The following is a 23,317-nucleotide window of genomic DNA, read 5'->3' as shown; positions in this document are numbered from 1 at the left end:
GACGGCGCCACATTGGCGCCGTCTCGTTTTCCAGCGACAGGTTCGCGACGATTTCGGGCGTCAGTCATGAACGACGCATCGCATCCGGCCCTGCTTGCCGTGACGACCAAGAGGCTCGACGAGGTGGAAGATCATCTGGTGACCGAACGGCTTGCCGACGAAAAGGCGGCTGAAAGATGTTCGCCGTCTGGCGGTCTCCCTGCACCGCCCGATCTCGGCGCTAGCGGCACTTTTCCAGGACGAGGACCGCTCGGACTGGAAGCTGTCGGCAAGGGCGCACGAGATCTTGCGCCAATCTTAGGTTCTGAGCCCGGCCCGGCATTCCGGGCCAAGGCGTTTCAGGCCTGACCTTCAGGTCGGATCTTCGCGATGCAGGTCGTGGATGGTGACGCCGTCGGCATTGGTCGGCAGCATCAGCCACTTCTTGTGACGCAGCGTGCGCTCGGTGTCCTCGAGGCCCATCTCCCAATGCTCGCGCATCGAGGTGCCCGAAAACTCATAGTCCTTGGCGTGGCCCTCATAGCCCTTGTGCTGATAGATCAGGTGGACGATGTTGACGACGCCGGCGTTGGAATAGTCGACGATCAACTCCTGCTCGCCTTCCCTAAGCTGCTCCGACGGCACACGCTTCAGCGCATCGAGCAGCATCATCTTCAGCGCATGGATGCGCTCGAAATTATCGGTGTTCTGCCGCGTGCGGCTCGAATACATGATGTCCTTGTGGCGCGACAGCACGTCGGCCATGCCGCGCGGCAGCACGCCGCGGGCGCTGAACAGATCGACCTGGAAGACTAGCGAGGAACGGTCCTCTTCCTGGTCGAGCAGGTATTGCAGCGGCGTGTTAGAGACGATGCCACCATCCCAATAGTACTCGCCCTCGATCCGGATCGAAGGAAAGGCCGGCGGCAGCGCGCCGCTGGCCATGATGTGCTCCGGCTCGATACGCACCTTGTCGGTGTCGAAATAGACGAAGTTACCGGTCCTGACATTGACCGCGCCGACGCTCAGCCGCTTCTTGCCGTCGTTGAGCACGTCGAAGTCGATCAGGCTCTCCAGCGTGCCCTTCAGTTCGGCGGTGTCGTAGAAGCTGGTGGCGCCTTCGGCGCCCGACAGCTGGAACCAAGGATTGGGATTGCGCGGCTTGAAGAAACCGGGCTGGCCCATCGTCATCGTCATCAACGATGAGGTCTGGTTGCGGATGTCGCGGTAGATGTCGCCTTCGGGCGTGTAGGACCAGATCTTGCGGCCGGAAATCGTCTGCCAGAACTGTTCCAGCCGCTGCAGCCGGCGGCTCGGCTCGTTGCCTGGGATGATCGCGGCATTGATGGCGCCGATCGAAACTCCGGATAGCCAGGTCGGCTCGCAGCCGGCATCGGCAAGCGCCTGATAGACCCCGGCCTGATAGGCGCCGAGCGCGCCGCCGCCCTGAAAGACCAGCGCGATACGGTCATACTGCGCCGTGATTTCCTCAATGGTGGCGGCGGCTGCCTTGTTGCGGTTACGATCAAGCACTGACTTTCTCCAGCTGGGTTGCGCTGGCAGCGGATCGGCTGTGGTCAGCGAGGTAATCATGCACGACTTCGCCCAGGCCGAGCGTCAGATCGGCCTTGAAGTGAACCGCCGACACGATGTCGAGCACGGGCAGCTTCGCCACGTCGGCCATGACATGGGGCCGCAGATCGAGCGCGGCGGGCGCCGTCCAGGCTTCCTTCAGCGTGATATCGGTGAGGTAGTAGCGGACCAGCTCGCAGATGCGCGGCGTGCCGTCGACATGGGGGATGATCTTGATAAGGAAATTGGGGGAGGCGAGCGAGGCGAGCACGGAATCGTGGTCGGCTTCCCGATGCTTGTAGCCCATCGTGCCGGTGGCGCACAGAACGCTGCCATAGTGCAGCGTGCCGACGATCACCTCGCCTTCATGGACGATCTTGGGATTGGCGAGCTTCTTTGGAAACCCCCACAGCTCGCGACCGCCGGCAATCGGCGCGTCATCGTCGAGATACATCGAATGGACGTAGCCGCCATGCTGGCCCTTGTAGCGCACCGGGATGACCTGGCCGGTCTCGGTGTAGTCGCCGAAGCCGGTGGAGTCCGGCATGCGGATGAATTCGTACTTGACCAGCGGTTCGTCGATTTCCAGCGGCGCCGGCACGACGGCCTCGAGCGCTTCGCGTGTCGTGCGATAGGTGATGATGATGTATTCGCGGTCGAAAAAGCGATAGGGGCCCGGCGGGAATGAGGGATTGGTGAGCGGCATTGCATAGGCGCGCTTAACGACATCGGCGATTTCCATGCTGTTGCCCCAAGGTTCTGTCGGACGAATTCGTTCAGGAAGGACCGCGCGAATGCGCAACGATTGTGTTGCACGGCACCATGACAGTGCCGTGTCAGCGCCTAACGACCATGGTTTCCGAACCGGCGAGGACAGGCAGGCGCTGTCTCCTGGCTTGTAATCGCATCGACATATGGCTCTGCCATTGTCATGCTGCGACGCACAATTATATCGTCATGTTCCCTCCCACCTCGCGCGAGATCTCCCATGGGTTCCCTGTCTTCGAAGAATGCCCTCGTCACCGGCTCGACCAGCGGTATCGGCCTGGCAATCGCCCGCGCCTTTGCCGCCGAGGGCGCCAACGTGACCATCAACGGGCTTGGGGATGCTGCCGTCATCGAGGGGGAGCGCGCCGGCATCGAGAAGGATTTCGGCGTCAAGTGCCGCTATTCCGATGCCAACATGATGGATGGCGCCGCGGTCACCGCCATGATCCATGACGCGGAAGAGGCGCTCGGCAGCCTCGACATACTGGTCAACAATGCCGGCATCCAGCATGTGGCGCCGATCGAGGAGTTTCCCGACGACAAATGGGAAGCCATCATCCGCATCAACCTTTTGGCCGCCTTCTACGCCATCAAGGCGGTGGTGCCCGGCATGAAGGCACGCAAATGGGGCCGCATCATCAACACGGCTTCCGCGCACGCGCTGGTCGCCTCGCCGTTCAAGTCGGCCTATGTCTCGGCCAAGCACGGCATATCAGGCCTGACCAAGACGGTGGCGCTGGAAGTCGCGCAGGACGGCATCACCGTGAACGCGATCGCCCCTGGCTATGTCTGGACGCCGCTAGTCGAAAAGCAGATCCCCGACACGATGAAGGCGCGGGGCATGACCGAGGAACAGGTCAAGCACGACGTGCTTCTGGCCGCGCAGCCGACCAAGGAATTCGTCACCGTCGAAGAGCTGGCGGGACTGGCATTGTTCCTGTGCTCGGATGCGGCCAGGCAGATCACCGGCACGACGTTGCCGATGGATGGCGGCTGGACGGCACAGTAAAATTGGTCGAAACACGCCGCCTTCAGGCCAACGCCAGGGCGCCGGCAGGAAGGCAGTATGCGGCCATGAAAATCATCCAGCTCTCCGATCCGCATCTGATGGCGCCGGGTGGCCTTCTCTACGGTTCCGATCCGCTCGCGCGGCTGGAAGCCTGCCTGGCGGATATCGGCAGGAACCATGCCGATGCCGACCTGGTGGTGATCTCAGGCGACCTGACCAATGACGGCGAGCGCGCGGCCTATGCGGCGTTGCGAGAGGCGCTGGCGCGGTTCGAGCCGCCTTGCCGGCTGATGCTCGGCAACCACGACGACAGGGCGCTTTTCCTGGAAATGTTCCCGGGAATGCCGGCCGAGCGCGACTTCGTCCAGAGCGTTTTCGATGGCGGCGATGGCCGCCTGATCCTGCTCGATACGCTGGACAGCGGACATGTCGAGGGCAGGCTGTGCGCTGCCCGTCTCGACTGGCTGGACGAGAAGCTGCACGAGGCGCGCGACAGGCCGGTCTTCCTCTTCATGCACCACCCGCCGTTCCGCATCCACATGCCTGTGCTCGACAAGGTCAGGCTCGCCGACGCTGATGCCTTCCATGACATTCTCCGGCGCCATGGCAATGTCGGCCACATCTTTGCCGGCCATGTCCACCGGCTGATCGCCGGCAGCTGGCGCGGCATACCGGTGAGCACGCTACGCAGCACCAACCATCAGAGCGCCCTCGATTTTTCGGACAGCTGGCGGCTCGGCCACGAGCCGCCAGCCTATGCCGTCATCTTCATCGATGCGGATGGAGTGGTCGTCCATTTTCACGATTTTGAGGCGGGCCGGCCCGAGCCGGTCAAGGGTCCTTGACGAGGCGGCTTTCGCCGCCGCCAAGATGGGTCTCCCACACATGATCGGAGATCAGCCGCCGGTATCGCGGGGTCATGACCAATTTTCTGTGCGAGGCGCCGCCGACGTGGAAAAAGGCGCCGCCCAGCATGCGATGGTTCGCTTCCATCCCATCAAAGTCGAGATCGGCTGCCGTCTTTTGCGCATCGGAAACATCGTTCTCGCCAAGCCCGCGATACAGCAGGCTCCAGTTTCCGCCGCCGGTGTCCATTCCGCTGGCAAAGCGCGGTGTGAAGTCCAGGTTCAGTCCTTGCACGGCGCTGAAGCGGAAGAAGCAGAACCCAGCCCACAAGAACCAGGCTTCGGGGTCCGCTTGCGCTGGGCGCTTTGAGCCATGGACGATTTTACCCTCCATCGCCGCGGCGATATCCACCGGGACGGTCGGAAAGCAGTCGTGATCCAGAAATCCGAAAAGCTCCGGCCGCAATGGCCGAACGATGTTGTGGAAGATCCAGTTCATGGATATCCCGTGCGACCGGTTGGGATGGCTTTCCCGGTTCCGAGGCAAACCGAAATAAGCGATTTTTCGCGCCCGGCAGATGTCCGCGATGCGCACCCTGGCCGTTCGATCGGATGAATTGTCGATGACCACCAGCGTCATTCCCGAGGAATATAATTGCCAGGCTCGGGTGAGCGCATCGATGACCCAGGGCGTGTTGAAGGCAATGACAAAGCAGAAGCGCCGGGAGCCGGTTTGCCGCAGCTCCTCGGCGAATTTCAGGCCTTCGGCAACGCCGCGCCCGCGAAAATCACGCTCAACCAAGGCGTTGCGAAAAGCCTTGGCCTTTCTGACAGGCCAATTGTGATTCAGCAGATCAACAAGGCCCTTGGCCGGTTTCCAGCTCATTACAAACTTCGCCACGGCTCCAAATCGGATGCTCGCTCCATAAGACGAAGCTCATCCTCCCACAACCCCGGTCTCGAATCGCGAGAATTTTTGCGACCACCGGCTTGTCGTACACGCGTGCTGTATTTCAGCCTGATCTGGCCGCGGGCGCTATCAATCGCGACATCGTAGCGCTAAAATGCCATGGGGGTTCTGCACGGGGGTTGATATGTTAGTCGTGATCTTCTTGCGCGCATTGCGCGCCGTTCCCTTCCTTGCCGCGAGTATTGTCTTCGCCATGGGCGCCCAGGCGCAAGCGGTCGAATTCAAGACAATCACGATCAAGGTCGGCTATGGCCCCGGCGGGGGCTATGACCAGACATCGCGGCTGATCGCTCGCCACTTCGGCCGGTTCCTTCCAGGCAATCCGGATATAGTGGTCCAAAATGTGCCCGGGGGCGGCAGCCTGAAACTCACCAAGATGGTGCTGGGCAGCGAGCCGTCCGACGGCAGCGTCATCGCTTCCGTCAGCGAAGCCATGTCATATGCGCCAGTGCTCGATCCCCAGAACGCCAATTTCGATCCGCTTGCCCTGCAGTGGATCGGCTCGCTCGTCAACGAGCCGGCCTATTGCCTGACGGCCAAAAGCTCCGGCGTCGACACGATGGACAAGTTCCTGCGGTCTGATTTCCTGATAGGGGCGACGGGCAAGAGCAGTGTGACCTATATTTTCGCGGCGCTGGTCAAGAATGGACTGAAGGCGAAGTTCAAGATCGTGACGGGCTTTGAAGGCACAGCCGACATCGAACTGGCGATGCAGCGGGGCGAAATCGCCGGAATGTGCGGAGTTTCCAGTTACAACATCTCCGGAAACCGCGATACGCTCAACCTCATCGGGACGTTCGGTTCAGGCACCGTCGCAGGCAAGGAGAAGCTTATTCGGTTCAGTGACAAGATCGAGGATACCAAGGTCCGGGAGGCGGCCGCGCTCATCGAGACGACCTTGCAGTTCCATCACCCGTTGGTTGTCCCACCGGGCACGCCCAAGGAGACGGTCGAAGCGCTGCGCAAGGGATATATGGAGATGGTCAGGGATCCGGCATTCCTGGCTGACGTCGGCAAGCTCAGTGAGATGACCGTCAACGCCACCAGCGGCGAAGATATAAGCCGGCTTGTCTCGAAGCAGTTGAAGGTGGATCCGAATGTGTTCGAGACCGCCAGAAATCTGGTGAAGTAGATTCCCGCCGAGGCTCAACGGTGGATCTGATCCTCACCGCCGTCGTCGAGATGGCCCAGCCGTTTCGCATGCTGATGCTGGTGACCGGCGTTTTCGTCGGCCTCGTCGTCGGCGTTGTCCCGGGCATTGGCGGGCTGTTCGCGATGGCCTTGCTCATCCCCATGACCTACAACATGGACGCCTATGCCGCCTTCGCGCTCCTGCTCGGTATGGGATCGGTCAATACGACCTCCGATACGATCCCGGCCATCCTGTTCGGGGTTCCGGGCTCGGTCGGCGCGGCGGCGACGGTGCTCGACGGCCATGCCATGGCCAAAAAGGGCGAAGCCGCGCGCGCCTTCGGCGCCTCCTATTCCGCGTCGATGATTGGCGGCGTGTTCGGCGCCCTGGTGCTTGCCGCAGCTATTCCCATCATGCGACCGCTTGTCCTCTATCTAAAGACGCCGGACTTCTTCGCCATCTGTGCCTTCGGCCTCTCTATCGTCGCGATGCTGGCCGGGAGCCAGCCGCTGAAGGGGCTGGCTGCGGCCATGTTCGGCATGCTCGCCTCGTTTGTCGGCATCGATAAGATCGCCGGCATCGACCGGTGGACCTTCGGTGAAATCTATCTTTGGGACGGTCTGCCGGTGGCCCTGGTGTTTCTCGGCCTGTTCGGCCTACCGGAGCTGGCTTCGCTCCTGTTGCGTGGCTCCATCCAGGGCAATGCGGAGCGACCGACCTATGCGGGCATGTGGCAAGGCATCAGGGACACGTTGCGGGAGTGGCCGCTGGTGCTGCGATGCAGCAGCATCGGTTCGCTGCTTGGCGCGGTTCCCGGTGTCGGCATCGCGGTGCTGGACTGGATCGCCTATGGCCATGCGTCACGGCGGCCTGGCTCGGGACCGAAATTCGGCCAAGGCAATGTCAGGGGTGTCATCGCGCCCGAGAGCGCCAACAATGCCAAGGAGGGCGGCTCGCTCATCCCGACCATCGCCTTCGGCGTGCCGGGTTCAGCCTCGATGAGCATCCTGCTCGGCGCGTTTGTCGTCCATGGGCTCGTTCCCGGCCCTGACATGCTGGGCAAGAATGCCGCGCTCACCATGTCGATGGTGTTCAGCATCGCCGTGGCGAATATCGTGGGCGCGGTGACCTGCCTTGTGCTGACCCGGCCGCTGGCGCGCGTGGCGCAGGTTCCGGCCGCCATACTGGTGCCACTGGTGGTCACTTTCATCGTGGTTGGCGCATACCAGACCAATATGAGCGCCTTCGATTTCGCGCTGGTCATCGGCGTCGGCGCCGTCGGCATGGCGATGAAGGAACTCAACTGGCCACGCTCGGCCTTTTCCCTGGGCTTCGTGCTCGGCCCCAGCCTCGAGAACTATTTCTTTCTCGCCTATCAGATTTCCGGCTGGTCGTGGCTTGCCCAGCCGCTGGTGCTCATCCTGCTTGGACTGGCCGTGTTCGGGGTCGTCAGGCAGACGCTGTCGTGGTTCAGGGCCAGAAATTCCGGCGGACCGCTGCCACCCGCGCTGCCAGACATTGTCGCAGGCGCCACCATGACATTGCTTGCGTTCGCGGCGTTGGTGACGGCCGTGACCGGCTTTCCCTTCGAGGCCGCCATCTTCCCGATCATCACGGCCGGATTGCTGATGGCGTTTTCGCTGGTGACCACAGTGCAGACGTCGCTGCGATGGCGCAGGCGGGCCACGCCTGTCCGATCCGCGCCTGCCGCGATACCAGGCGAATGGTCTCCGGTTTCGGAACCCACCATGAAAGGCAATCTCGCGATCATCGGCCTTTGCCTAGCCCTCGCCTTTCTCATCCTGTTGGTCGGGCACCTGGCAGCGACCTTTATTTTCGTTGCCTGCAGCATAGTGGTGCTTGGAACAAAGTCGAGGCGGCCACCCCTGGTGATCGCTGCCGCCGCGACGGCCTTTGTCTATTCGGTCTTCGACATGCTGGCATCCCAGCCCTGGCCGACGCCGTGGCTCGCAGGCATCGGTGGGATTTTCTAAGAACCCTTATGGGGCAGCAGTGCTTCGACCATCTGGCGGCGCAGCAGCTTGCCGTTGCCGCTGTAAGGCAGCGTTGCAACGAGCCGTATCTCGCGCGGGCGCCGGTCGGGCGCGATGTTGGCGCGCATGAAAGCCTGGAATTCCTCGACTGTTCCCCGGTCGGAGACGATGAAGGCAGCGATTTCCTGCCCCATGGTCTCATCTGGAAAGCCGGCCACGGCGACGTCCTGCACCTTGGCATGGGTGCGGATCAGCTTTTCAAGCTCCTGCGGCGCCACGCTGACACCGCCGCGAACAATCATATCGGCCTCCCGATCGACGATTGTGATAAATCCGTCGGCGTCCAGAAATCCTATATCGCCAGGGATGCCCCAGTCGGAGCTCATGATCTGCGGATCGACGAACAGGCGGTTGCCGGGCATCAGGACCGCGGATGCCATGGTCGGGGTCCACGCCTTGATCAGCCCGCGCTCACCTTGCGGCAATACGCGGCCATCGGCGCCGAGGATTTCGACCTGTACGCCGGCGACCGGACGGCCGGCGCTTTCCGGCTTTGCCAGAATATCCCCGCCCCATAGCGAGGATATGATGCCGGTAAGGCTCGATGAGTAGCTGATCCGGTATCCGGAGGAGAGATAACGGTAGGCAGCGATCTTGTCTTCGCCTCTGGCCGGTCCGCCTATGCTGTAAAGAACAGAAAGCTCGGGAAGGAGGTGGCTCGCGCGTTCGCCTGCTTCCTTGACCATCCGTGCAATCACCGATGGTGCCAGCGCCGTGCCGCTTGCGTGGAACGATAACAGCGCCTCGATGAGTTCCGAGGGAGTGAACAGGGGCGGGAAGAACCGGACGACGCCGCCATAAAGCAGATAGCCAAGAACCTGGTGGCGCATTGCCGAGTATGACAGGGCCATCGGGGTCAGGAATCGCTTGGCGGTTCCCTCCACGACGCTCCGGCGCGCCGCGATGCGCCTGGCGAGCGCCTCATGCGACTGGGTGTAGGCCTTTGGATCGCCCGTCGTGCCGGATGAAAAGATCAAAAAGGCCGGGTCGGCATCGTTCGGCGGGGGGCCGACGTCGGATCCCGGCGCCGGGGCCGATTTCCAGCCAGCGTCGAAAAGGGCGTTCGGATAGACCTCATCGCCCGGCATGGCGCGGCTTTCGAAAACCATTCTAAGATCGAAGTCGCGGGCCTGCCTGGCTCGCTGACTCCTGGGAGTTCGAAAGTCAACGACAACAGGGGTCGCGCCGATCTTCCAGCAGGCGAGGATGGAAAGGATCACGTCGATGTTGTCGACCATGGCGAGGCCGACGCGGTCGCCCGGCCGGATGTCCGATGCGCTGAAATTGGCTGCAAGATGCCCGCTCTGCGTCAGGGCCTGGGAGTAGGTGATATCAGACCGGCCGCTGACCATCGCGACCTTGTCGCCATGCGCGGCGAAGGCCTCTAATATCTGCCGACCAAAACTCATTGACGATGCGGGTTTTCGCGCGCGGCTTCGCTCCGGGCGGAAAGGAAGGTCAAGATCTCCGCGTCGATCGCGTCCATGTTGGCCTTGCGGAATTTGTTATGCGTACCCGGCATGACGACCGTTTTCACGCTGGCCTTGTCAGATGCCCAGCCCTTGTAGTCCTTCACTGTAGTGGCTCCCCATTCCGAACTGGCGAGAATGAGGATGTCGCAGGGATAGGACGAGGGCACGAAACCGGCCGCGGCCTGCAGCAGCGCGCTCTTGTATGCTTTCTTGCGCAGATGGCGGCCCAGGCGGGTCTGTCCGAAGCCGACCGTCGTCAGCGTGTCTCGCAACAGGCGCCAGTAGACCACCTTGCGCACGATATCGCGCCGCCTCCTCTCGGTGAGGCGATCGTCGGGCATCGGCTTCAGCCAGGCCGAACCTGGCGACGGCGGATCGATGAGCACGATTGCCGGCCGCTTGCCCGTCGCCTCATGGCTCAGCCGTCCGACCTCGATCGCGAGCAGGCCACCCACGCATATGCCGCCGATGACTTCAGGGTGCCTGCCTGTTACCGAGGTGAAGGCTTCAAAATAGTTGGTGCCAATTTCGGCCATGGTGGAATAGGGCGTCTCGCCGGTTTCCGTGCCCATGCCGCGCACCGCCATGATCGCGTATTTCTCTTTCAGACGCCTGCTGAAGCGATTGGCGAACAAGGCCGAGCCGGTGATGCCGTGGATCATCGCGATCGGCTCCTGGCCGACGCTGCCGGACACGGGCACGATCAGCTCACGGGCCGGATGCTCCGGCACCAGCGATGCGATCAACCGGCCGAATTCGCGGGGTGTCTGCGCTTCGAGCAGGACGGAAGTCTGCAATTTCACGCCGAACCGCTTTTGCACGGCGAGCACCAGAGTCTCCGCCATCAGCGAATCGCCGCCGAGATCGAAGAAATTGTCGTCGAAGCCGACGGCCGGCACCTTCAATTCCGCGGCGAAGATGCCGGCAATCGCATGGGCCGGTCCATCGCCCGGCGGCGGCATAGGTCTTGCCCGTTGTAGGACGTTCATCGGAAAACCCCTAACCGATGGGTGTTCACTGCTAATGCTTTTACGCAGGGTGAGAGCTCCTAACAAGTGTCCTGTGCGCCGCGCGATGAGACGCTCGCGAACAGCCGTTGCGTGCAGTCCAGTGACGGCAATGCCGAATCCCGCGATTTGCCGGCTCTTCAACAGGTTTTTCGTCCTGCTGAATGCCTTGTGAAAGTGCTGCAAAAGCACGCGGATTTGGACATTAGTCTTGACAGAAATACAGATGTTCAATACCCGTCAGGCAATTGAACGAGCCTGCATTATGGGAGGAATGAGCGGTATGGCGTCCAATGTTTCGTTGACGGGCCTTGCCCGCGATCTCGAGGAACGCGGCAAATCGGGCAAGCCGATCCGCATCGGGCTGATCGGCTCGGGCGAGATGGGAACCGACATCGTCACCCGCGTCGCCCATATGTCGGGCATAGAGATCGGGGCGATCTCCGAGCTGAACCTGCCGGCCGCCAGCAAGGCGGTGGACATCGCCTTCCAGGAAACCGGGCATGCGCGCGAGGTGTCGAACGCCTCGGCGATGACGGCCGCCATGGAGGCCGGCAAGGTGGCGGTGACCAACGACGCCGGCCTGGTCATCAACAACGATCTTATAGACGTCGTCATCGATGCCACCGGCGTTCCCGCCGTCGGCGCCGAAATCGGCTTGCGCGCGATGGAGCATGGCAAGCATCTGGTGATGATGAATGTCGAGGCCGACGTCACCATCGGCGCCTATCTCAAGAGCGAAGCCGACCGGCTCGGCGTCACCTATTCGCTGGGCGCCGGCGACGAGCCGTCCTCCTGCATGGAGCTGATCGAATTCGTCTCGGCGATGGGCCACCCAATCGTTGCCGCCGGCAAGGGCAAGAACAATCCGCTCAACATCGACGCCACGCCGCCCGCCTATGAGGAAGAGGCCAGGCGCCGGCACATGAATGTGCGCATGCTGGTCGAGTTCGTCGACGGCTCGAAAACCATGGTCGAGATGGCGGCGATCGCCAACGCCACAGGTCTGGTGCCCGACAAGGCCGGCATGCATGGCCCGGCCGCGACGCTTGGTGAACTCTCCAAGGTCCTGGTGCCGCAAAAGGATGGCGGTGTGCTGTCCAGGGTCGGCGTCGTCGACTATTCGATCGGCAAGGGCGTTGCCCCCGGCGTCTTCGTCGTCGCCGACATGTCGCATCCGCGCATCTCGGAGCGCATGGAAGATTTGAAGATGGGCAAGGGCCCTTATTTCACTTTCCACCGTCCCTATCACCTGACCTCGCTTGAAGTGCCGCTGACCTGCGCCCGCGTCGTGCTCTACGGCAAGGCCGACATGGTGCCGCTGGCCAAGCCGGTAGCCGAAGTGGCCGCCGTGGCCAAGAAGGACATGCAGCCCGGCGAGAAGCTCGATGCGATCGGCGAATATTGCTACCGCGCCTGGATCATGACTGCACCGGAAGCGCATGCCGCAAGGGCCATTCCCTGCGGCCTGCTGCAGGGCGGGTCGGTGACGGCGCCGATCAAGAAGGGTGAGCTTATCACCTACGCCAATGCCGCCCCGGCAGCGGGCTCCAAGATCGCCGAACTGCGCGCGCGCCAGGACAAGCTCGTCTACGGCACCGTGGAGGCGTAATCATGGCCGGAGCCAGCAAAGCCGTCGCGGACAGCCGCGCCAACCTGCCCTTCGTCTATCGCCAGTACAGCGCCGAGCAGCTGAAGCAGGTGCTCTACAAGATGTACCTCATCCGCCGCTTCGAAGAGGGCGCGGAGGAAAGCTACACGCGCGGCCTCATCCACGGCACCATGCATCTGTCGATCGGCCAGGAGGCCAGCGCCATGGGCATATGCATGCCGCTTGGCGAGGACGACCAGATCACCTCGACCCATCGGGGGCATGGCCACTGCATCGCCAAGGGCGCCGAGGTCAAGCGCATGTTCGCGGAATTCTTCGGCAAGACCACCGGCTACTGCAAGGGCCGCGGCGGTTCGATGCACATTGCCGATGTCGCCAAGGGCAATCTCGGCGCCAATGGCATTGTCGGCGGCGGCATTCCGATTGCCGTCGGCGCCGCGCTGTCCGCCAAGATGATGAAGACCGGCAAGGTCGTGGTCTCCTTCTTCGGCGACGGCGCCAACAATGAAGGCGCCTTCCACGAGGCGCTCAACATGGCCGCGGTCTGGAAGCTGCCTGTCATTTTCGTTTGCGAGAACAATGGCTACGGCATGTCGACATCGACGGCCCGGTCCACCGCGGTGAAGAATATCGCTGATCGGGCCGCCGCCTATTCGATGCCGGGCGTCATCGTCAACGGCAACATCTTTTCCGAGGTCGCCGAGGCTTCTTACAAGGCGGTCGAGCGGGCACGTGCGGGCGAGGGGCCGACGCTGATCGAATCCAAGACCTATCGCCATCGCGGCCATTCCAAGAGCGACCGCAATCGCTACCGGACCAAGGAAGAGATCGAGGACTGGATGTCGAACCGCGATCCGATCACGCTGTTCGAAAACGAGTTGCGGGAATTCGGATTCATCGACGACAAGGGCATCGAAGCCATCCGCGAGGGGGTGGCGCGGGAGATCGTCGACAGCATCGAGTTCGCCAAGGCGAGCCCGTCGCCTGACGTCAGCGAGACCGGCAATTACGTGTATACGGAGCAGGCGTGATGGACGCGATGGTGCGTGAACTGAGCTACGCCCAGGCGATCCAGGAAGCCATGGCAATCGCCATGGACATGGACGAGCGCGTCTTCCTGATGGGCGAGGACATCGGCGTCTATGGCGGCGCCTTCCAGGTGACCGGCGACCTCGTCGATCGTTACGGCGCGGACCGGGTGCTGGACACGCCGATCTCGGAACTCGGCGGCGCGGGCGTCGCTGTCGGCGCCGCGCTGACCGGCATGCGGCCGATCTTCGAATTCCAGTTCTCCGATTTCGCCACGCTGGCCATGGAGCAGATCGTCAACCAGGCTGCCAAGATGCGGTTCATGCTGGGCGGCGAGGTTTCGGTGCCCGTCGTGATGCGCTTTCCCGCCGGCTCCGGAACAGGCGCCGCCGCGCAGCACAGCCAGAGCCTGGAAGCCTGGCTTGGCCACGTGCCGGGTCTCAAGGTTATCCAGCCGGCGACACCACATGATGCCAAGGGCATGCTTCTGGCTGCTGTCGCCGATCCCGATCCAGTGATGATCTTCGAGCACAAGCTGCTCTACAAGATGAAGGGCCCGGTGCCTGAAGGCTATTACACCGTTCCGATCGGCAAGGCAGATATCCGCCGCGAGGGCCGCGATCTCACCATCGTCGCCACCTCGATCATGGTGCAGAAGGCGCTCGACGCCGCTGCCGCGCTGGAAGCCGAGGGCATCGACGTCGAAGTCGTCGACCTCCGGACCATCCGGCCGATGGACAAGCAGACGGTCATCGACAGCGTCAAGAAGACGTCGCGGCTGATGTGCGTCTATGAGGCGGTCAAGACGCTGGGCATCGGCGCCGAGGTCAGCGCCATGATCGCCGAGAGCGAGGCGTTCGATTATCTCGATGCGCCGATCGTGCGGCTGGGCGGTGCGGAAACGCCGATCCCCTACAATCCGGAACTGGAAAAAGCCACGGTGCCGCAGGTTCCGGACATCGTCACCGCCGCGCGCGACCTCGTCAAAGGGGTCCGCTGATCCATGCCGACCGAAGTCATTCTTCCCAAGGTCGACATGGATATGGCGACCGGACAGATTTCGCGCTGGTTCGCCGAGGAAGGCGCCACCGTGAAGAAGGGCGATTTGCTGTTCGAGATCGAAACCGACAAGGCGGCGATGGAGATCGACGCTCCGGCAAGCGGTGTGTTGCGCGACGTGACCGGCAAGGAAGGAGTCGATATTGCGGTCGGATCGGCGGTTGCCTGGATCTATGCCGAGGATGAGACCTATGGAGCTGGCGCGAAGCAGAATGGGACGCCAATCTCGCCTCTCGTGGGGGAGATGTCGGCGAAGCCGACAAGGGGGGGCGCTGTCCCACTAGCGTCCCGTCCCCTCACACTCCCCTCTGCCCTGCCGGGCATCTCCCCCACGAGGGGGGAGATTGGCCAATCTGCGTCGGGCGGCCGCGCGACACCGCTGGCTCGCCGTCTGGCGCGCGAGGCGGGCCTCACTCTTTCAGCCATATCCGGCACCGGCCCACACGGCCGTGTGGTCAAGGCGGATATCGACGCGGCGATTGCCAAGGGCGGCGCCAAGCAAGCTCCGGCGGTCGCTACCGAAGCTCCGGTCCCTGCCTCCGCCCCGCCGGTGAAGGCGATGTCGGACGAGCAGGTGCTGAAACTGTTCGAGCAAGGCTCCTACGAACTCGTCCCTCACGACAACATGCGCAAGACCATCGCGCGGCGCCTGGTCGAAGCAAAAACCACCATCCCGCATTTCTATCTGACGCTCGACTGCGAACTCGACGCGCTGCTGGCTTTACGCACTCAGCTCAATGCCGCTGCGCCGGTGAAAAAGACCGAAAAGGGTGAGGCGCCCGTCTACAAGTTGTCGGTCAATGACATGGTCATCAAGGCGATGGCGATGGCGCTGAAGGCGGTGCCGGATGCCAATGCCTCATGGACCGAGAGCGCCATGGTCAAACACAAGCATGCCGATGTCGGGGTGGCCGTGTCGATCCCCGGTGGCCTGATCACGCCGATCATCCGGCATGCGGACGACAAGACGCTGTCGGTCATTTCCAACGAGATGAAGGACCTGGCCAGCCGCGCCCGCAGCCGCAAGCTGAAGCCGGAAGAGTATCAAGGCGGCACGACCGCCGTCTCCAATCTCGGCATGTTCGGCATCAAGGACTTTGCCGCCGTCATCAACCCGCCGCATGCGACGATCCTGGCGGTCGGCGCGGGCGAGCAGCGGGCGGTGGTCAGGAATGGCGAGATCAAGATCGCGACAGTGATGTCGGTGACGCTGTCGACCGACCATCGTGCGGTTGATGGCGCGCTGGGGGCCGAATTGCTGGTCGCCTTCAAGAAGCTGATCGAGAATCCGATGGGCATGCTGGTCTAGTCTCCTGCCGTAAGCCGGCGCCAATGGTGCGCCGGCTCATGATGAAACGACTTGTCAGGCACCGACCCTTGACCCATGTTCTCTGGTGATCGCGACCAAGGGAGGCCAACATGCCTGCATTCGACCCGTCTGACGTCAAAACCTTGTTCGGCAAGGTCATGGGTGCATCGCCTTCCGACATCAAGCTGGTGGCGCAGCGCCTGCACGATCATGCTTTCGAGCCACGCATGTCGGCGGAAGAGACAAGGCGGCTTGTCGTCGGCCTCGGCTACGACAGCCTCGATGCGTTCTGCAATGATATCGGCCTGCCCGCTCATATCGCCGAGCGCTGGAACCGTTTTGGCGTTTCGGGCGAGATGAAGCAGGTGTTCACGCTGCTGGCGGGGCAGCGTAGACGCGTGGCCGAAGCGATCGCCGAATTCGAATCCATGACCCATGTCGGCGTCGAGGATTTTTTGCGCGAGCGCGGATTGATTTAAGCCCTGCAGGCGTCTTAGCCGGCCTTGGCCAGCAACTCCACAGCGGTGTCGCTGTCGGTGATCAGCACATTGGTGCTGACAGCCTTGAGCGCGGCGAGGATTGCCGCCACCTTGCGCTTTCCGCCGGCGGCCAGCACGACATTCGGCACATGGGCGACGACATCGAGATCGATCGCCATCACGCGCCGGTTGACTTCGTGGTCGACGAGCCTGCCGGTGGCATCGACGAAATAGCACAGCATGTTGGCGACCGCGCCTTTTGCCTTCAAGGGTGTAATCAGCGATGACGGCACGATGCCATGCCGGAAGATGGTTGCATCGGGCGACATGTCGCCGACGGTGAGCAATGCGATATCGGCCGCCGCGGCGCGCCGGCGCACGTCCTGCAGCGTCGGCTGGGCCCACAGGAGATCGCGCAGTGAAGGGTCCTCCACCATTACCGGCGCCGTGATCTGATAGCTGTCGACCTCGAACACATCGGCGACCTTGGCGGCCACGATCGACGGATTGATCCATTGCGAATGCGGCAGGCTGCCGACAAGCGCCACCACGGAGGCGCGCTTCAAGTGCCGGCGGGCGAGGAAGCTCACGCTGGCATGCAGCGTGGCGCCACCGCCGATCGCCAGCGTCATGCCATCCTGCATCTGCTCGCCGAGATAGGCCGCCACGGCGTGGCCGATGGCCTTCTCCAGATGGTCGTGAACCGAGGGTGTCGGGATGACGACCGCGGCGTTGAGGGCCCAGCGTTTTTCCAGTTTCCGCTCAAGCGCCACCTGTTCGGCTGTCGGCGCGTTGATCGTGGTAACGACGATGCCTTCAGCGGTACAGGCGGCCAGCGTACGCATGACCTTCACCCTGGAGACACCGAGCTTTTCGGCGATCTGCTCCTGCGTGAAGCCCTCGACGTAATAGAGCCATGCCGTCTTGACGCTGAGGTCCGACGAGACCATCGGCAGGCGAGCCGGTGCGGGCTTTTGCGTGGGCATGGATTGTCGTCCCTCATGCGTCATGGCGGCCGGCGTTGTCCTCATCCGGGAAAGGCCGCTCTTATGTCAATCGGATGTCGGGTTCGCGGCAGGCCGATTATCGCATAATTGTGATCATTTGTAATTGACATCGTACATATGAACATATTTTGTTGGTTTCACGCGCTGTGTCATCCACCAGTCATATGCGCCGTGCAGGGAGGAAGAGACGGGGTGCTGGCCAGCGGCCGGACCGGTCATGCACAGACACGACAGGAGGTCTCATGAAGACGCACTTCATCAAGCAGCTGGCTAGCCAGCTGGCGCTCGCGGCAATTTTGTTTGCCGGCGTGGCAAATGCTGAAACACTGACGCTCTACACATCCCAGCCCGAGGCAGATGCAGCCAAGACCGTGGATGCCTTCAAGAAGGCACAGCCCGACATCGACGTCACCATCTATCGCTCCGGAACCAGCGACATCCTGACCAAGCTGGCGGCCGAGTTCGCCGCAGGCAGCCCGCAGCCCGACGTGCTGCTGATCGCCGACGCGGTGTCGATGGAACTGCTGAAGAAGGACGACCGGCTGCTGGCCTATCCCGAGGCCAAGCTCGACGGCATCGAGGCGGATGCCTATGACGCCGACAAGACTTATTTCGGCAGCAAGCTGATCACCACCGGCATCGTCTACAATACCGCTGCCGCCGAAAAGCCGCAGCATTGGGCGGACCTCGCCAAGCCGGCCTATGCCGACAGCCTGGTCATGCCGAGCCCGCTCTATTCCGGTGCGGCCGCCTACCTGCTTTCGGGCTTCGCCGGCGACAGCAATTATGGCTGGGATTTCTTCCAGAAGCTGAAGACCAACAATACCGTCAGCGTGCGCGGCAATGGCGCGGTGCTGAAGTCGGTGGCATCGGGCGAGAAGCCCTATGGCATCCTCGTCGACTTCATGGCGATGAACGCCAAGAAGAAGGGTTCGCCCGTCGAATTCGTGTTCCCCTCTGAAGGCGTGCCGGCCGTGACAGAACCAGTGGCCATCATGAAGACAGCCAAGAACGTCGACGGCGCGAAAAAGTTCGTCGACTTCATTCTGTCCGATGAAGGCCAGAAGCTGGCACTGTCGATGGGTTACCTGCCGGCACGCGCCTCGGTCGGTCGTCCCGAATGGCTGCCGGAAGGCGTGAAGGTCAACGTGATGCCGTTCGACACCAAGGCGATCGTCGCCAAGACCGACGCCGACAAGGCGAAGTTCCAGGACCTGTTCGGCGGCTGAGCCGGCAACGCGGCGGGATGCCGTTTCGACGGCATGCCGCCCGCACCGATCCCAGGAAACGCAATCATGCCGACACGCATCAGGGAGAGCCGGGGCCAGGAAATGGTCCTGACGGCGGCGGTGGCCGTCGTTATCGTCCTGCTTTCGCTGCTGCCCATGCTGCGCCTCGTCAAGGAGATCGTGGCACCCGGCGGTGTCTTGTCGACGGTGGCCGTGGAGGCCGGACTTGCCAGCCCCGCAACCTGGATCGCGACATGGCATACGCTGGTCGTCGGCATCGGCGGCACTCTTCTGGCGGTGCTGTCGGGAACGCTGGTGGCGGTGCTCGTCTCGCTGACCGACATACGTGGCCGAAGCGCCCTCGTGCTCTGCTACGTCATGCCGCTGATGATCGCGCCGCAGGTGACGGCGCTGGCCTGGCTGCAACTGTTCGGCCCTGCCAGCCCATTCCTCAAGCTTTTCGGTGCAGCGCCGCCGCTCGGCACGAAGAACCCGCTCTACTCGACCTCGGGCATCGTCCTTTTGCTCGGCGTCCAATACGGCCCGCTCGTGTTCCTGCTGGTGCGGGCCGGCCTGCGCAAGCTGCCGCGCGAGCTGGTCGAGGCCGCGCGGGCCGGCGGCGCCGGCTGGTTCACCGTACTGATCACCATCGTGTTGCCTTTGATGACGCCGTCGATCATGGCGGCCGCGGCGCTGGCCTTCGTCTCCTGCGTCGGCAATTTCGGCATTCCAGCCTTCCTCGGCATTCCCGCCAACTATCTGGTGCTGCCGACGCTCATCTATCAGAAGCTGGCCGGCGGGGGGCCGGCGGTACTCGGCGAGACCGCGTGCCTGTCGGTGCTGATCGGCATCATCGCCATGGCCGGCATCCTTGCCCAGGAGGTGGTGAGCCGCCGTCGGGACTACCGCATCTCCTCGACATCGCTGCCTGCCGAACCCTATGAACTGCGCCGCTGGCGGCCGGTCGCCGAGGCCGGCCTGTGGCTGCTCATCGTGCTGGTGCTGGTCCTGCCGCTGTTCGGGCTCGTACTGACCTCGCTGGTGCCGGGCTACGGCATCGCACTCACCGCCAAGACGGCGACGCTCGACAATTACCGCTTCGTGCTGTTCGAACACGATGCCGCCAACCGCGCCTTCTTCAACAGTTTCTGGCTGTCGATCGCCGCCGCCTTCTTCGCGGTCGTCGTTGCCGTGCCGGTCGGCTACCTCATCGCTTGGGGCAAGCAGCGCTGGGTGCGACTGCTCAATTTGTCGGTCGAACTGCCGTACGCCTTGCCCGGCGTGGTGCTGGCGATCGCCTCGCTGCTCTTGTTCCTGCGGCCGATTCCGCTAACCGGCGTCCAGCTCTACAACACCGTCTGGATCATCCTCTACGCCTATCTCGCCCGCTTCCTGGTGCTGGCGCTGCGGCCGACCATCAGCGGCTACCACCAGATCGATCGGGCACTTGAAGAAGCCGCACAGGTGGCGGGCGCCGGCCTGTTCACGCGCATGCGCACCATCGTCTTTCCGCTGGTCGCGCCGGCGGCGATCGCCGGCGGCCTGCTGATCTTCATGACGGCGCTCAGCGAACTCACCGTCTCGGCGCTGCTGTGGTCGTCGGACTCGGAGACTATTGGCGTTGTCATGTTTTCCTTCGAGCAGGGCGGCGATTCCAATTATGCAGCGGCGATGTCGGTCATCACGGTCGCGGTCACCTTCGTGCTGATGCTGGTGACCAACCTGCTTGCCCCTCATCTTCCGAGCGGAGTTCTGCCATGGCGCGACTAACCCTGGACCATGTGACCAAAAGCTTCGCCGATTTCGACGCCGTGGAGGATGTCTCGATAGATGTCGCTGACGGCGAGTTTCTGGCGGTGCTCGGCCCCTCCGGCTGTGGCAAGACGACATTGCTGCGACTGGTCGCCGGTTTCGAAAAGGTGACCTCGGGCGAAATCCGCATCGGCAGCGATGTCGTGTCGAACAGCGGCGGCAGCGTCGCGCCGGAAAAGCGGCGCGTCGGCATCGTCTTCCAGAATTACGCGCTGTGGCCGCATATGAGCGTCGCCGAGAATATTGGGTATTCGCTGAAGGTGGCTAAGCTCGACAAGGCGGTTGCGCGCCAAAAAGTGGAAGACGCGCTCGCCTTGGTCAATCTGCAGGGGCTGGGCGAGCGCCGGCCCGCCAATCTTTCCGGCGGCCAGCGCCAGCGCGTGGCCTTGGCGCGTTGCCTGGTGGCGACACCCTCGCTGGTGCTATTCGACGAGCCGCTCGCCAACCTCGACGTCCATCTCAGAGCATCGATGGAGGACGAGTTCGCCGCCTTCCACAAGCGCACGGGCACGACCATCGTCTACATCACCCACGACCAGGCCGAGGCGATGGCGCTGGCCGACCGCATCGCGGTGATGGACCATGGACGCCTGGCGCAGCTCGCGACCCCGCGCGAACTCTATCATAAGCCGGCAAATGAAATGGTAGCCTCCTTCATTTCACAAGGCATTCTGCTTCCGGCGGACGTGTTGGCCAGCGAGGAAAACGGCCATTGCAAGGTCCGGGTTCTCGGAACCGAGCTGGTGGTCCGTTGCCGGCTTGGCGAGCGGCCGCGCGCCGGCGCCAAGATCTGCTGCCGCTCCGCCGATATCGAGCTTTCGGCCGATGCCTCGGGCGTCGACGGTCTCGTCAAGCGGGCAATCTACCAGGGCGGCGCGGCGCGGATTGAATTCGCACCGGCCGCTGGTCCCGACCTCACCTTGCATTTCGAGCAGCCCGACCCGGTTGTGCTGGTGAACGGGGCGCAAGCGCGCCTGCGCATAAAATCCGGCTGGCTGGTCCCGGCGGCGGGGACGGCCCCGTGATGATGGTGGACCTTGCCGGCGGCTTCGGAGAAAAGGGCCGCACCAGCCTCGCCGTCAACAGCGGCGACCATCGCATCCTGCTCGATGTCGGCATCAAGGTCGGCGCTTCGGGGGCGGAATACTATCCAGCGCTCAACGGACAGATCGACAATATCGCCGCCGTTTTCGTTTCGCATGCCCATGAGGATCATGTCGGCGCGCTGAGCTGGCTGTTGTCACGCGGCTATAGCGGTCCGATCTTCATGACGGCGGAGACCCGCGCCGAGGCGCCGGCCACGCTCGCCGCCTATGCCGAGCCGGAGGATTTCAGGCGATTTCCCTTGCCCGAAAACCGCATCGAGCTCTTCGAGCCCGGCGACACGCTCGCTAGCGGCAATCTCGTCGTCAGCACGGGACGTTCAGGTCATGTCGCTGGCGGGGTCTGGTTCGCCGTCGATGACGGGACAAGCCGCGTCGCCTATTCCGCCGATGTGGTGCCTGACAGCAATGTGTTCGTCATGGACACGATCCGGCACTGCGATCTCCTGGTCTTCGATGCCTCCTACGGCGCGGATCCCGTGCCGGGGGCTGCCCGGGCGCAAGAAATTTCCGAATGGGTGGCGCGGCATCCGCAGGGATGCCTCTTGCCGACGCCGCTGTCTGGCCGATCGCTGGAACTGATCGCGGCCTTGCCCGGGTCGTTCGCCATCCACGCCGGCATGCGTTCGTCGCTCGAAGCGCAGGTCGCCGCCACTTCAGCGCTGCTGCCGGGCGCATCCGAGATGCTGCGCTTGCGGCTGCGGAGTGCCGTGGACTGGACCGACGCCGACCCGCTGCCTTCGCTGCCCCTGCTGGCCGATGACGGCATGGGCGAGGCCGGCCCGTCGTCGCTACTGTTGCCTCGCGCCGACGATGCCGGGTTTCCGGTGCTGCTCACGGGACATCTGCCCTTGGGCTCTCCGGGCGATCTCATGCACAAGGCCGGCCGGGCGGACTGGATCCGCATGCCCACTCACCCGACACTATCGGGCAATGTCGGCATCTGGGAGAAGGCGGGACGCCCCAGGGCACTGGGGCATTCCTGCGCCCCCGATCTTCTTGGCGAGTTGAAAGGCCATATCCCGTCGTTGCTCACGCAATGCCGTACGGGCCAACGCATCACGGTGCGGCAAGGAAGCGCATCATGAGAATCCTGATCTGCAACGATGACGGCATCGAAGCGCAGGGTCTTGCCCGTCTCGTGAATGCCGTTCGCGGGTTGAGCGACGATGTCTGGGTGGTTGCGCCGGACGGCAAGCGCACCGCCGCCGGCTCGTCGCTGACCATCGCCAGGCAGCTGATGATGCGGCGCGTCAAGCCGAACTGGTATTCGTGCTCCGGCACGCCAGCCGATTGCGTGGTGAGCGCCATGACGTGGCTGTTCGCTGATGAACCGAAACCTGACCTCGTATTGTCGGGCATCAATGACGGCCGCAACGTCGCCGAGGATATCGCCTATTCCGGCACGCTGGGTATTGCCCGCGAAGCGACTTTCTGGGGCGTACCGGCGATCGGCTTTTCGCGCGTGAAGAATCCTGAATTCGCCGATGGCGACGACGAATGGCTGGGCAGGCTGATCGCCTCGCTCTGGCAATCGCGCGCCGATTGGGCGACAGAGGGACATTGGCTGAGCGTCAACCTGCCGACCGCGCTGCCGGCCGAAATCCGACAGCCGCGCATCGGCCGCGACAAGATCGGCCGCACGGCCGAGGTGATGGAAAGCGACGGCGATCGCACGGTCATCACCGTGCCGCGTGGGCGCGTGCATGCCAGTGGGCCGGGCGACGAAAACGCGGCGATCGATGCCGGCTTCGTCAGCATCAACCGGCTGAACTGGTTTGGCGAAACGCGGCTGGACGAAGGATTTCTGGACGGAATCCCACGCTGGTGGCAAAGCTAGCCGATCTCGCTGCGCGGCATCATTCAGATC

The 23,317-nt window shown here is 63.1% G+C and carries 22 protein-coding genes; 16 read left to right on the top strand and 6 right to left on the bottom strand.

Annotated elements, in window-relative coordinates; genetic code table 11:
* Window positions 1-66: 66 nt before the first annotated feature.
* Window positions 67-348 (top strand): hypothetical protein, encoded by a 282-nt coding sequence (locus AC3CB8_RS00930; RefSeq protein WP_352564118.1) that lies wholly within the window; start codon window positions 67-69, stop codon window positions 346-348.
* 3 nt (window positions 349-351) lie between these two features.
* Here the strand turns inward: AC3CB8_RS00930 and AC3CB8_RS00925 are convergent, their stop codons facing one another.
* Both AC3CB8_RS00925 and AC3CB8_RS00920 read right to left on the bottom strand, forming a co-directional pair.
* On the bottom strand, window positions 352-1,512 hold the full coding sequence (locus AC3CB8_RS00925) for a patatin-like phospholipase family protein (protein ID WP_352596327.1): 1,161 nt from the start codon (window positions 1,510-1,512) through the stop codon (window positions 352-354).
* On the bottom strand, window positions 1,505-2,293 hold the full coding sequence (locus tag AC3CB8_RS00920; RefSeq protein ID WP_023774156.1) for an acetoacetate decarboxylase: 789 nt from the start codon (window positions 2,291-2,293) through the stop codon (window positions 1,505-1,507). The genes AC3CB8_RS00925 and AC3CB8_RS00920 overlap by 8 nt, the downstream gene beginning before the upstream one ends.
* Window positions 2,294-2,539: 246 nt before the next feature.
* On the opposite strand from AC3CB8_RS00920, the gene AC3CB8_RS00915 reads away from it, so the two are divergent.
* Together AC3CB8_RS00915 and AC3CB8_RS00910 are read left to right on the top strand one after the other, a co-directional pair.
* Window positions 2,540-3,328 carry a 3-hydroxybutyrate dehydrogenase gene (locus AC3CB8_RS00915; protein ID WP_352564116.1) on the top strand — a complete coding sequence of 263 codons (789 nt, stop codon included), beginning with the start codon at window positions 2,540-2,542 and terminating at the stop codon, window positions 3,326-3,328.
* 65 nt (window positions 3,329-3,393) lie between these two features.
* Window positions 3,394-4,173: a phosphodiesterase gene (locus tag AC3CB8_RS00910; protein ID WP_352564115.1), complete on the top strand. Its 780-nt coding sequence runs from the start codon at window positions 3,394-3,396 to the stop codon at window positions 4,171-4,173.
* Here AC3CB8_RS00910 and AC3CB8_RS00905 read toward each other — a convergent pair.
* Window positions 4,160-4,768 (bottom strand): hypothetical protein, encoded by a 609-nt coding sequence (locus AC3CB8_RS00905; RefSeq protein WP_352596330.1) that lies wholly within the window; start codon window positions 4,766-4,768, stop codon window positions 4,160-4,162. The two genes, AC3CB8_RS00910 and AC3CB8_RS00905, sit on opposite strands and share 14 nt — an antisense overlap.
* A gap of 60 nt (window positions 4,769-4,828) precedes the next feature.
* On the opposite strand from AC3CB8_RS00905, the gene AC3CB8_RS00900 reads away from it, so the two are divergent.
* From AC3CB8_RS00900 to AC3CB8_RS00890, 3 genes are read left to right on the top strand one after another with little or no spacing between them, the layout of a single operon-like run.
* Window positions 4,829-5,230, top strand: a complete 402-nt coding sequence (locus AC3CB8_RS00900; RefSeq protein ID WP_245273881.1) for a hypothetical protein — start codon at window positions 4,829-4,831, stop codon at window positions 5,228-5,230.
* A gap of 37 nt (window positions 5,231-5,267) precedes the next feature.
* Window positions 5,268-6,275, top strand: coding sequence for a Bug family tripartite tricarboxylate transporter substrate binding protein (locus tag AC3CB8_RS00895; RefSeq protein WP_352564113.1), 1,008 nt, complete (start codon window positions 5,268-5,270; stop codon window positions 6,273-6,275).
* A gap of 20 nt (window positions 6,276-6,295) precedes the next feature.
* On the top strand, window positions 6,296-8,269 hold the full coding sequence (locus tag AC3CB8_RS00890; RefSeq protein WP_023774160.1) for a tripartite tricarboxylate transporter permease: 1,974 nt from the start codon (window positions 6,296-6,298) through the stop codon (window positions 8,267-8,269).
* Here AC3CB8_RS00890 and AC3CB8_RS00885 read toward each other — a convergent pair.
* Entirely contained in the window at window positions 8,266-9,738 is a 1,473-nt protein-coding gene (locus AC3CB8_RS00885; protein WP_352564112.1) for a class I adenylate-forming enzyme family protein, read from the bottom strand. The two genes, AC3CB8_RS00890 and AC3CB8_RS00885, sit on opposite strands and share 4 nt — an antisense overlap.
* Window positions 9,735-10,790 (bottom strand): thioesterase domain-containing protein, encoded by a 1,056-nt coding sequence (locus AC3CB8_RS00880; RefSeq protein ID WP_352564111.1) that lies wholly within the window; start codon window positions 10,788-10,790, stop codon window positions 9,735-9,737. Before AC3CB8_RS00880 ends, AC3CB8_RS00885 begins: the two co-directional genes overlap by 4 nt.
* A 301-nt stretch (window positions 10,791-11,091) precedes the next feature.
* On the opposite strand from AC3CB8_RS00880, the gene AC3CB8_RS00875 reads away from it, so the two are divergent.
* From AC3CB8_RS00875 to AC3CB8_RS00855, 5 genes are all read left to right on the top strand, one after another.
* Window positions 11,092-12,420 (top strand): NAD(P)H-dependent oxidoreductase, encoded by a 1,329-nt coding sequence (locus AC3CB8_RS00875; RefSeq protein WP_023774163.1) that lies wholly within the window; start codon window positions 11,092-11,094, stop codon window positions 12,418-12,420.
* Window positions 12,421-12,422: 2 nt separating this feature from the next.
* The gene (locus AC3CB8_RS00870; RefSeq protein WP_352726592.1) at window positions 12,423-13,451 is read left to right on the top strand and encodes a thiamine pyrophosphate-dependent dehydrogenase E1 component subunit alpha; all 1,029 of its coding nucleotides are present in this window, start codon (window positions 12,423-12,425) and stop codon (window positions 13,449-13,451) included.
* On the top strand, window positions 13,451-14,449 hold the full coding sequence (locus AC3CB8_RS00865) for an alpha-ketoacid dehydrogenase subunit beta (protein ID WP_023774165.1): 999 nt from the start codon (window positions 13,451-13,453) through the stop codon (window positions 14,447-14,449). The genes AC3CB8_RS00870 and AC3CB8_RS00865 overlap by 1 nt, the downstream gene beginning before the upstream one ends.
* A gap of 3 nt (window positions 14,450-14,452) precedes the next feature.
* A complete protein-coding gene (locus AC3CB8_RS00860; protein ID WP_352564110.1) occupies window positions 14,453-15,817 on the top strand; it encodes a pyruvate dehydrogenase complex dihydrolipoamide acetyltransferase in 1,365 nt (454 codons plus the stop codon).
* Between the two features lie 110 nt (window positions 15,818-15,927).
* On the top strand, window positions 15,928-16,296 hold the full coding sequence (locus AC3CB8_RS00855; protein WP_023774166.1) for a hypothetical protein: 369 nt from the start codon (window positions 15,928-15,930) through the stop codon (window positions 16,294-16,296).
* 14 nt (window positions 16,297-16,310) lie between these two features.
* Here the strand turns inward: AC3CB8_RS00855 and AC3CB8_RS00850 are convergent, their stop codons facing one another.
* On the bottom strand, window positions 16,311-17,282 hold the full coding sequence (locus tag AC3CB8_RS00850) for a sugar-binding transcriptional regulator (RefSeq protein WP_023783631.1): 972 nt from the start codon (window positions 17,280-17,282) through the stop codon (window positions 16,311-16,313).
* Between the two features lie 263 nt (window positions 17,283-17,545).
* Between AC3CB8_RS00850 and AC3CB8_RS00845 the strand changes: the two genes are divergently transcribed.
* From AC3CB8_RS00845 to AC3CB8_RS00825, 5 genes are all read left to right on the top strand, one after another.
* Window positions 17,546-18,532: an ABC transporter substrate-binding protein gene (locus tag AC3CB8_RS00845; protein ID WP_352564109.1), complete on the top strand. Its 987-nt coding sequence runs from the start codon at window positions 17,546-17,548 to the stop codon at window positions 18,530-18,532.
* A gap of 66 nt (window positions 18,533-18,598) precedes the next feature.
* A complete protein-coding gene (locus AC3CB8_RS00840; RefSeq protein ID WP_023783629.1) occupies window positions 18,599-20,302 on the top strand; it encodes an ABC transporter permease in 1,704 nt (567 codons plus the stop codon).
* Entirely contained in the window at window positions 20,290-21,369 is a 1,080-nt protein-coding gene (locus AC3CB8_RS00835; RefSeq protein WP_023783628.1) for an ABC transporter ATP-binding protein, read from the top strand. Before AC3CB8_RS00840 ends, AC3CB8_RS00835 begins: the two co-directional genes overlap by 13 nt.
* Window positions 21,369-22,535, top strand: a complete 1,167-nt coding sequence (locus tag AC3CB8_RS00830) for an MBL fold metallo-hydrolase (RefSeq protein WP_023783627.1) — start codon at window positions 21,369-21,371, stop codon at window positions 22,533-22,535. Before AC3CB8_RS00835 ends, AC3CB8_RS00830 begins: the two co-directional genes overlap by 1 nt.
* Window positions 22,532-23,287 carry a 5'/3'-nucleotidase SurE gene (locus tag AC3CB8_RS00825; RefSeq protein ID WP_352564108.1) on the top strand — a complete coding sequence of 252 codons (756 nt, stop codon included), beginning with the start codon at window positions 22,532-22,534 and terminating at the stop codon, window positions 23,285-23,287. The genes AC3CB8_RS00830 and AC3CB8_RS00825 overlap by 4 nt, the downstream gene beginning before the upstream one ends.
* Window positions 23,288-23,317 lie beyond the last annotated feature (30 nt).

The sequence above is a fragment of the Mesorhizobium sp. P160927 genome (assembly GCF_057766385.1).
This window is presented reverse-complemented; position numbering and strand designations above follow the sequence as displayed.

Coding starts and splice junctions, on each gene's coding strand:
- AC3CB8_RS00865 (WP_023774165.1), top strand. CDS start 13,451: ATGGACGCGATGGTGCGTGAACTGAGCTACGCCCAGGCGATCCAGGAA.
- AC3CB8_RS00915 (WP_352564116.1), top strand. CDS start 2,540: ATGGGTTCCCTGTCTTCGAAGAATGCCCTCGTCACCGGCTCGACCAGC.
- AC3CB8_RS00930 (WP_352564118.1), top strand. CDS start 67: ATGAACGACGCATCGCATCCGGCCCTGCTTGCCGTGACGACCAAGAGG.
- AC3CB8_RS00920 (WP_023774156.1), bottom strand. CDS start 2,293: ATGGAAATCGCCGATGTCGTTAAGCGCGCCTATGCAATGCCGCTCACC.
- AC3CB8_RS00840 (WP_023783629.1), top strand. CDS start 18,599: ATGCCGACACGCATCAGGGAGAGCCGGGGCCAGGAAATGGTCCTGACG.
- AC3CB8_RS00895 (WP_352564113.1), top strand. CDS start 5,268: ATGTTAGTCGTGATCTTCTTGCGCGCATTGCGCGCCGTTCCCTTCCTT.
- AC3CB8_RS00870 (WP_352726592.1), top strand. CDS start 12,423: ATGGCCGGAGCCAGCAAAGCCGTCGCGGACAGCCGCGCCAACCTGCCC.
- AC3CB8_RS00845 (WP_352564109.1), top strand. CDS start 17,546: ATGAAGACGCACTTCATCAAGCAGCTGGCTAGCCAGCTGGCGCTCGCG.
- AC3CB8_RS00880 (WP_352564111.1), bottom strand. CDS start 10,790: ATGAACGTCCTACAACGGGCAAGACCTATGCCGCCGCCGGGCGATGGA.
- AC3CB8_RS00910 (WP_352564115.1), top strand. CDS start 3,394: ATGAAAATCATCCAGCTCTCCGATCCGCATCTGATGGCGCCGGGTGGC.
- AC3CB8_RS00830 (WP_023783627.1), top strand. CDS start 21,369: ATGATGGTGGACCTTGCCGGCGGCTTCGGAGAAAAGGGCCGCACCAGC.
- AC3CB8_RS00825 (WP_352564108.1), top strand. CDS start 22,532: ATGAGAATCCTGATCTGCAACGATGACGGCATCGAAGCGCAGGGTCTT.
- AC3CB8_RS00835 (WP_023783628.1), top strand. CDS start 20,290: ATGGCGCGACTAACCCTGGACCATGTGACCAAAAGCTTCGCCGATTTC.
- AC3CB8_RS00860 (WP_352564110.1), top strand. CDS start 14,453: ATGCCGACCGAAGTCATTCTTCCCAAGGTCGACATGGATATGGCGACC.
- AC3CB8_RS00850 (WP_023783631.1), bottom strand. CDS start 17,282: ATGCCCACGCAAAAGCCCGCACCGGCTCGCCTGCCGATGGTCTCGTCG.
- AC3CB8_RS00875 (WP_023774163.1), top strand. CDS start 11,092: ATGGCGTCCAATGTTTCGTTGACGGGCCTTGCCCGCGATCTCGAGGAA.
- AC3CB8_RS00855 (WP_023774166.1), top strand. CDS start 15,928: ATGCCTGCATTCGACCCGTCTGACGTCAAAACCTTGTTCGGCAAGGTC.
- AC3CB8_RS00885 (WP_352564112.1), bottom strand. CDS start 9,738: ATGAGTTTTGGTCGGCAGATATTAGAGGCCTTCGCCGCGCATGGCGAC.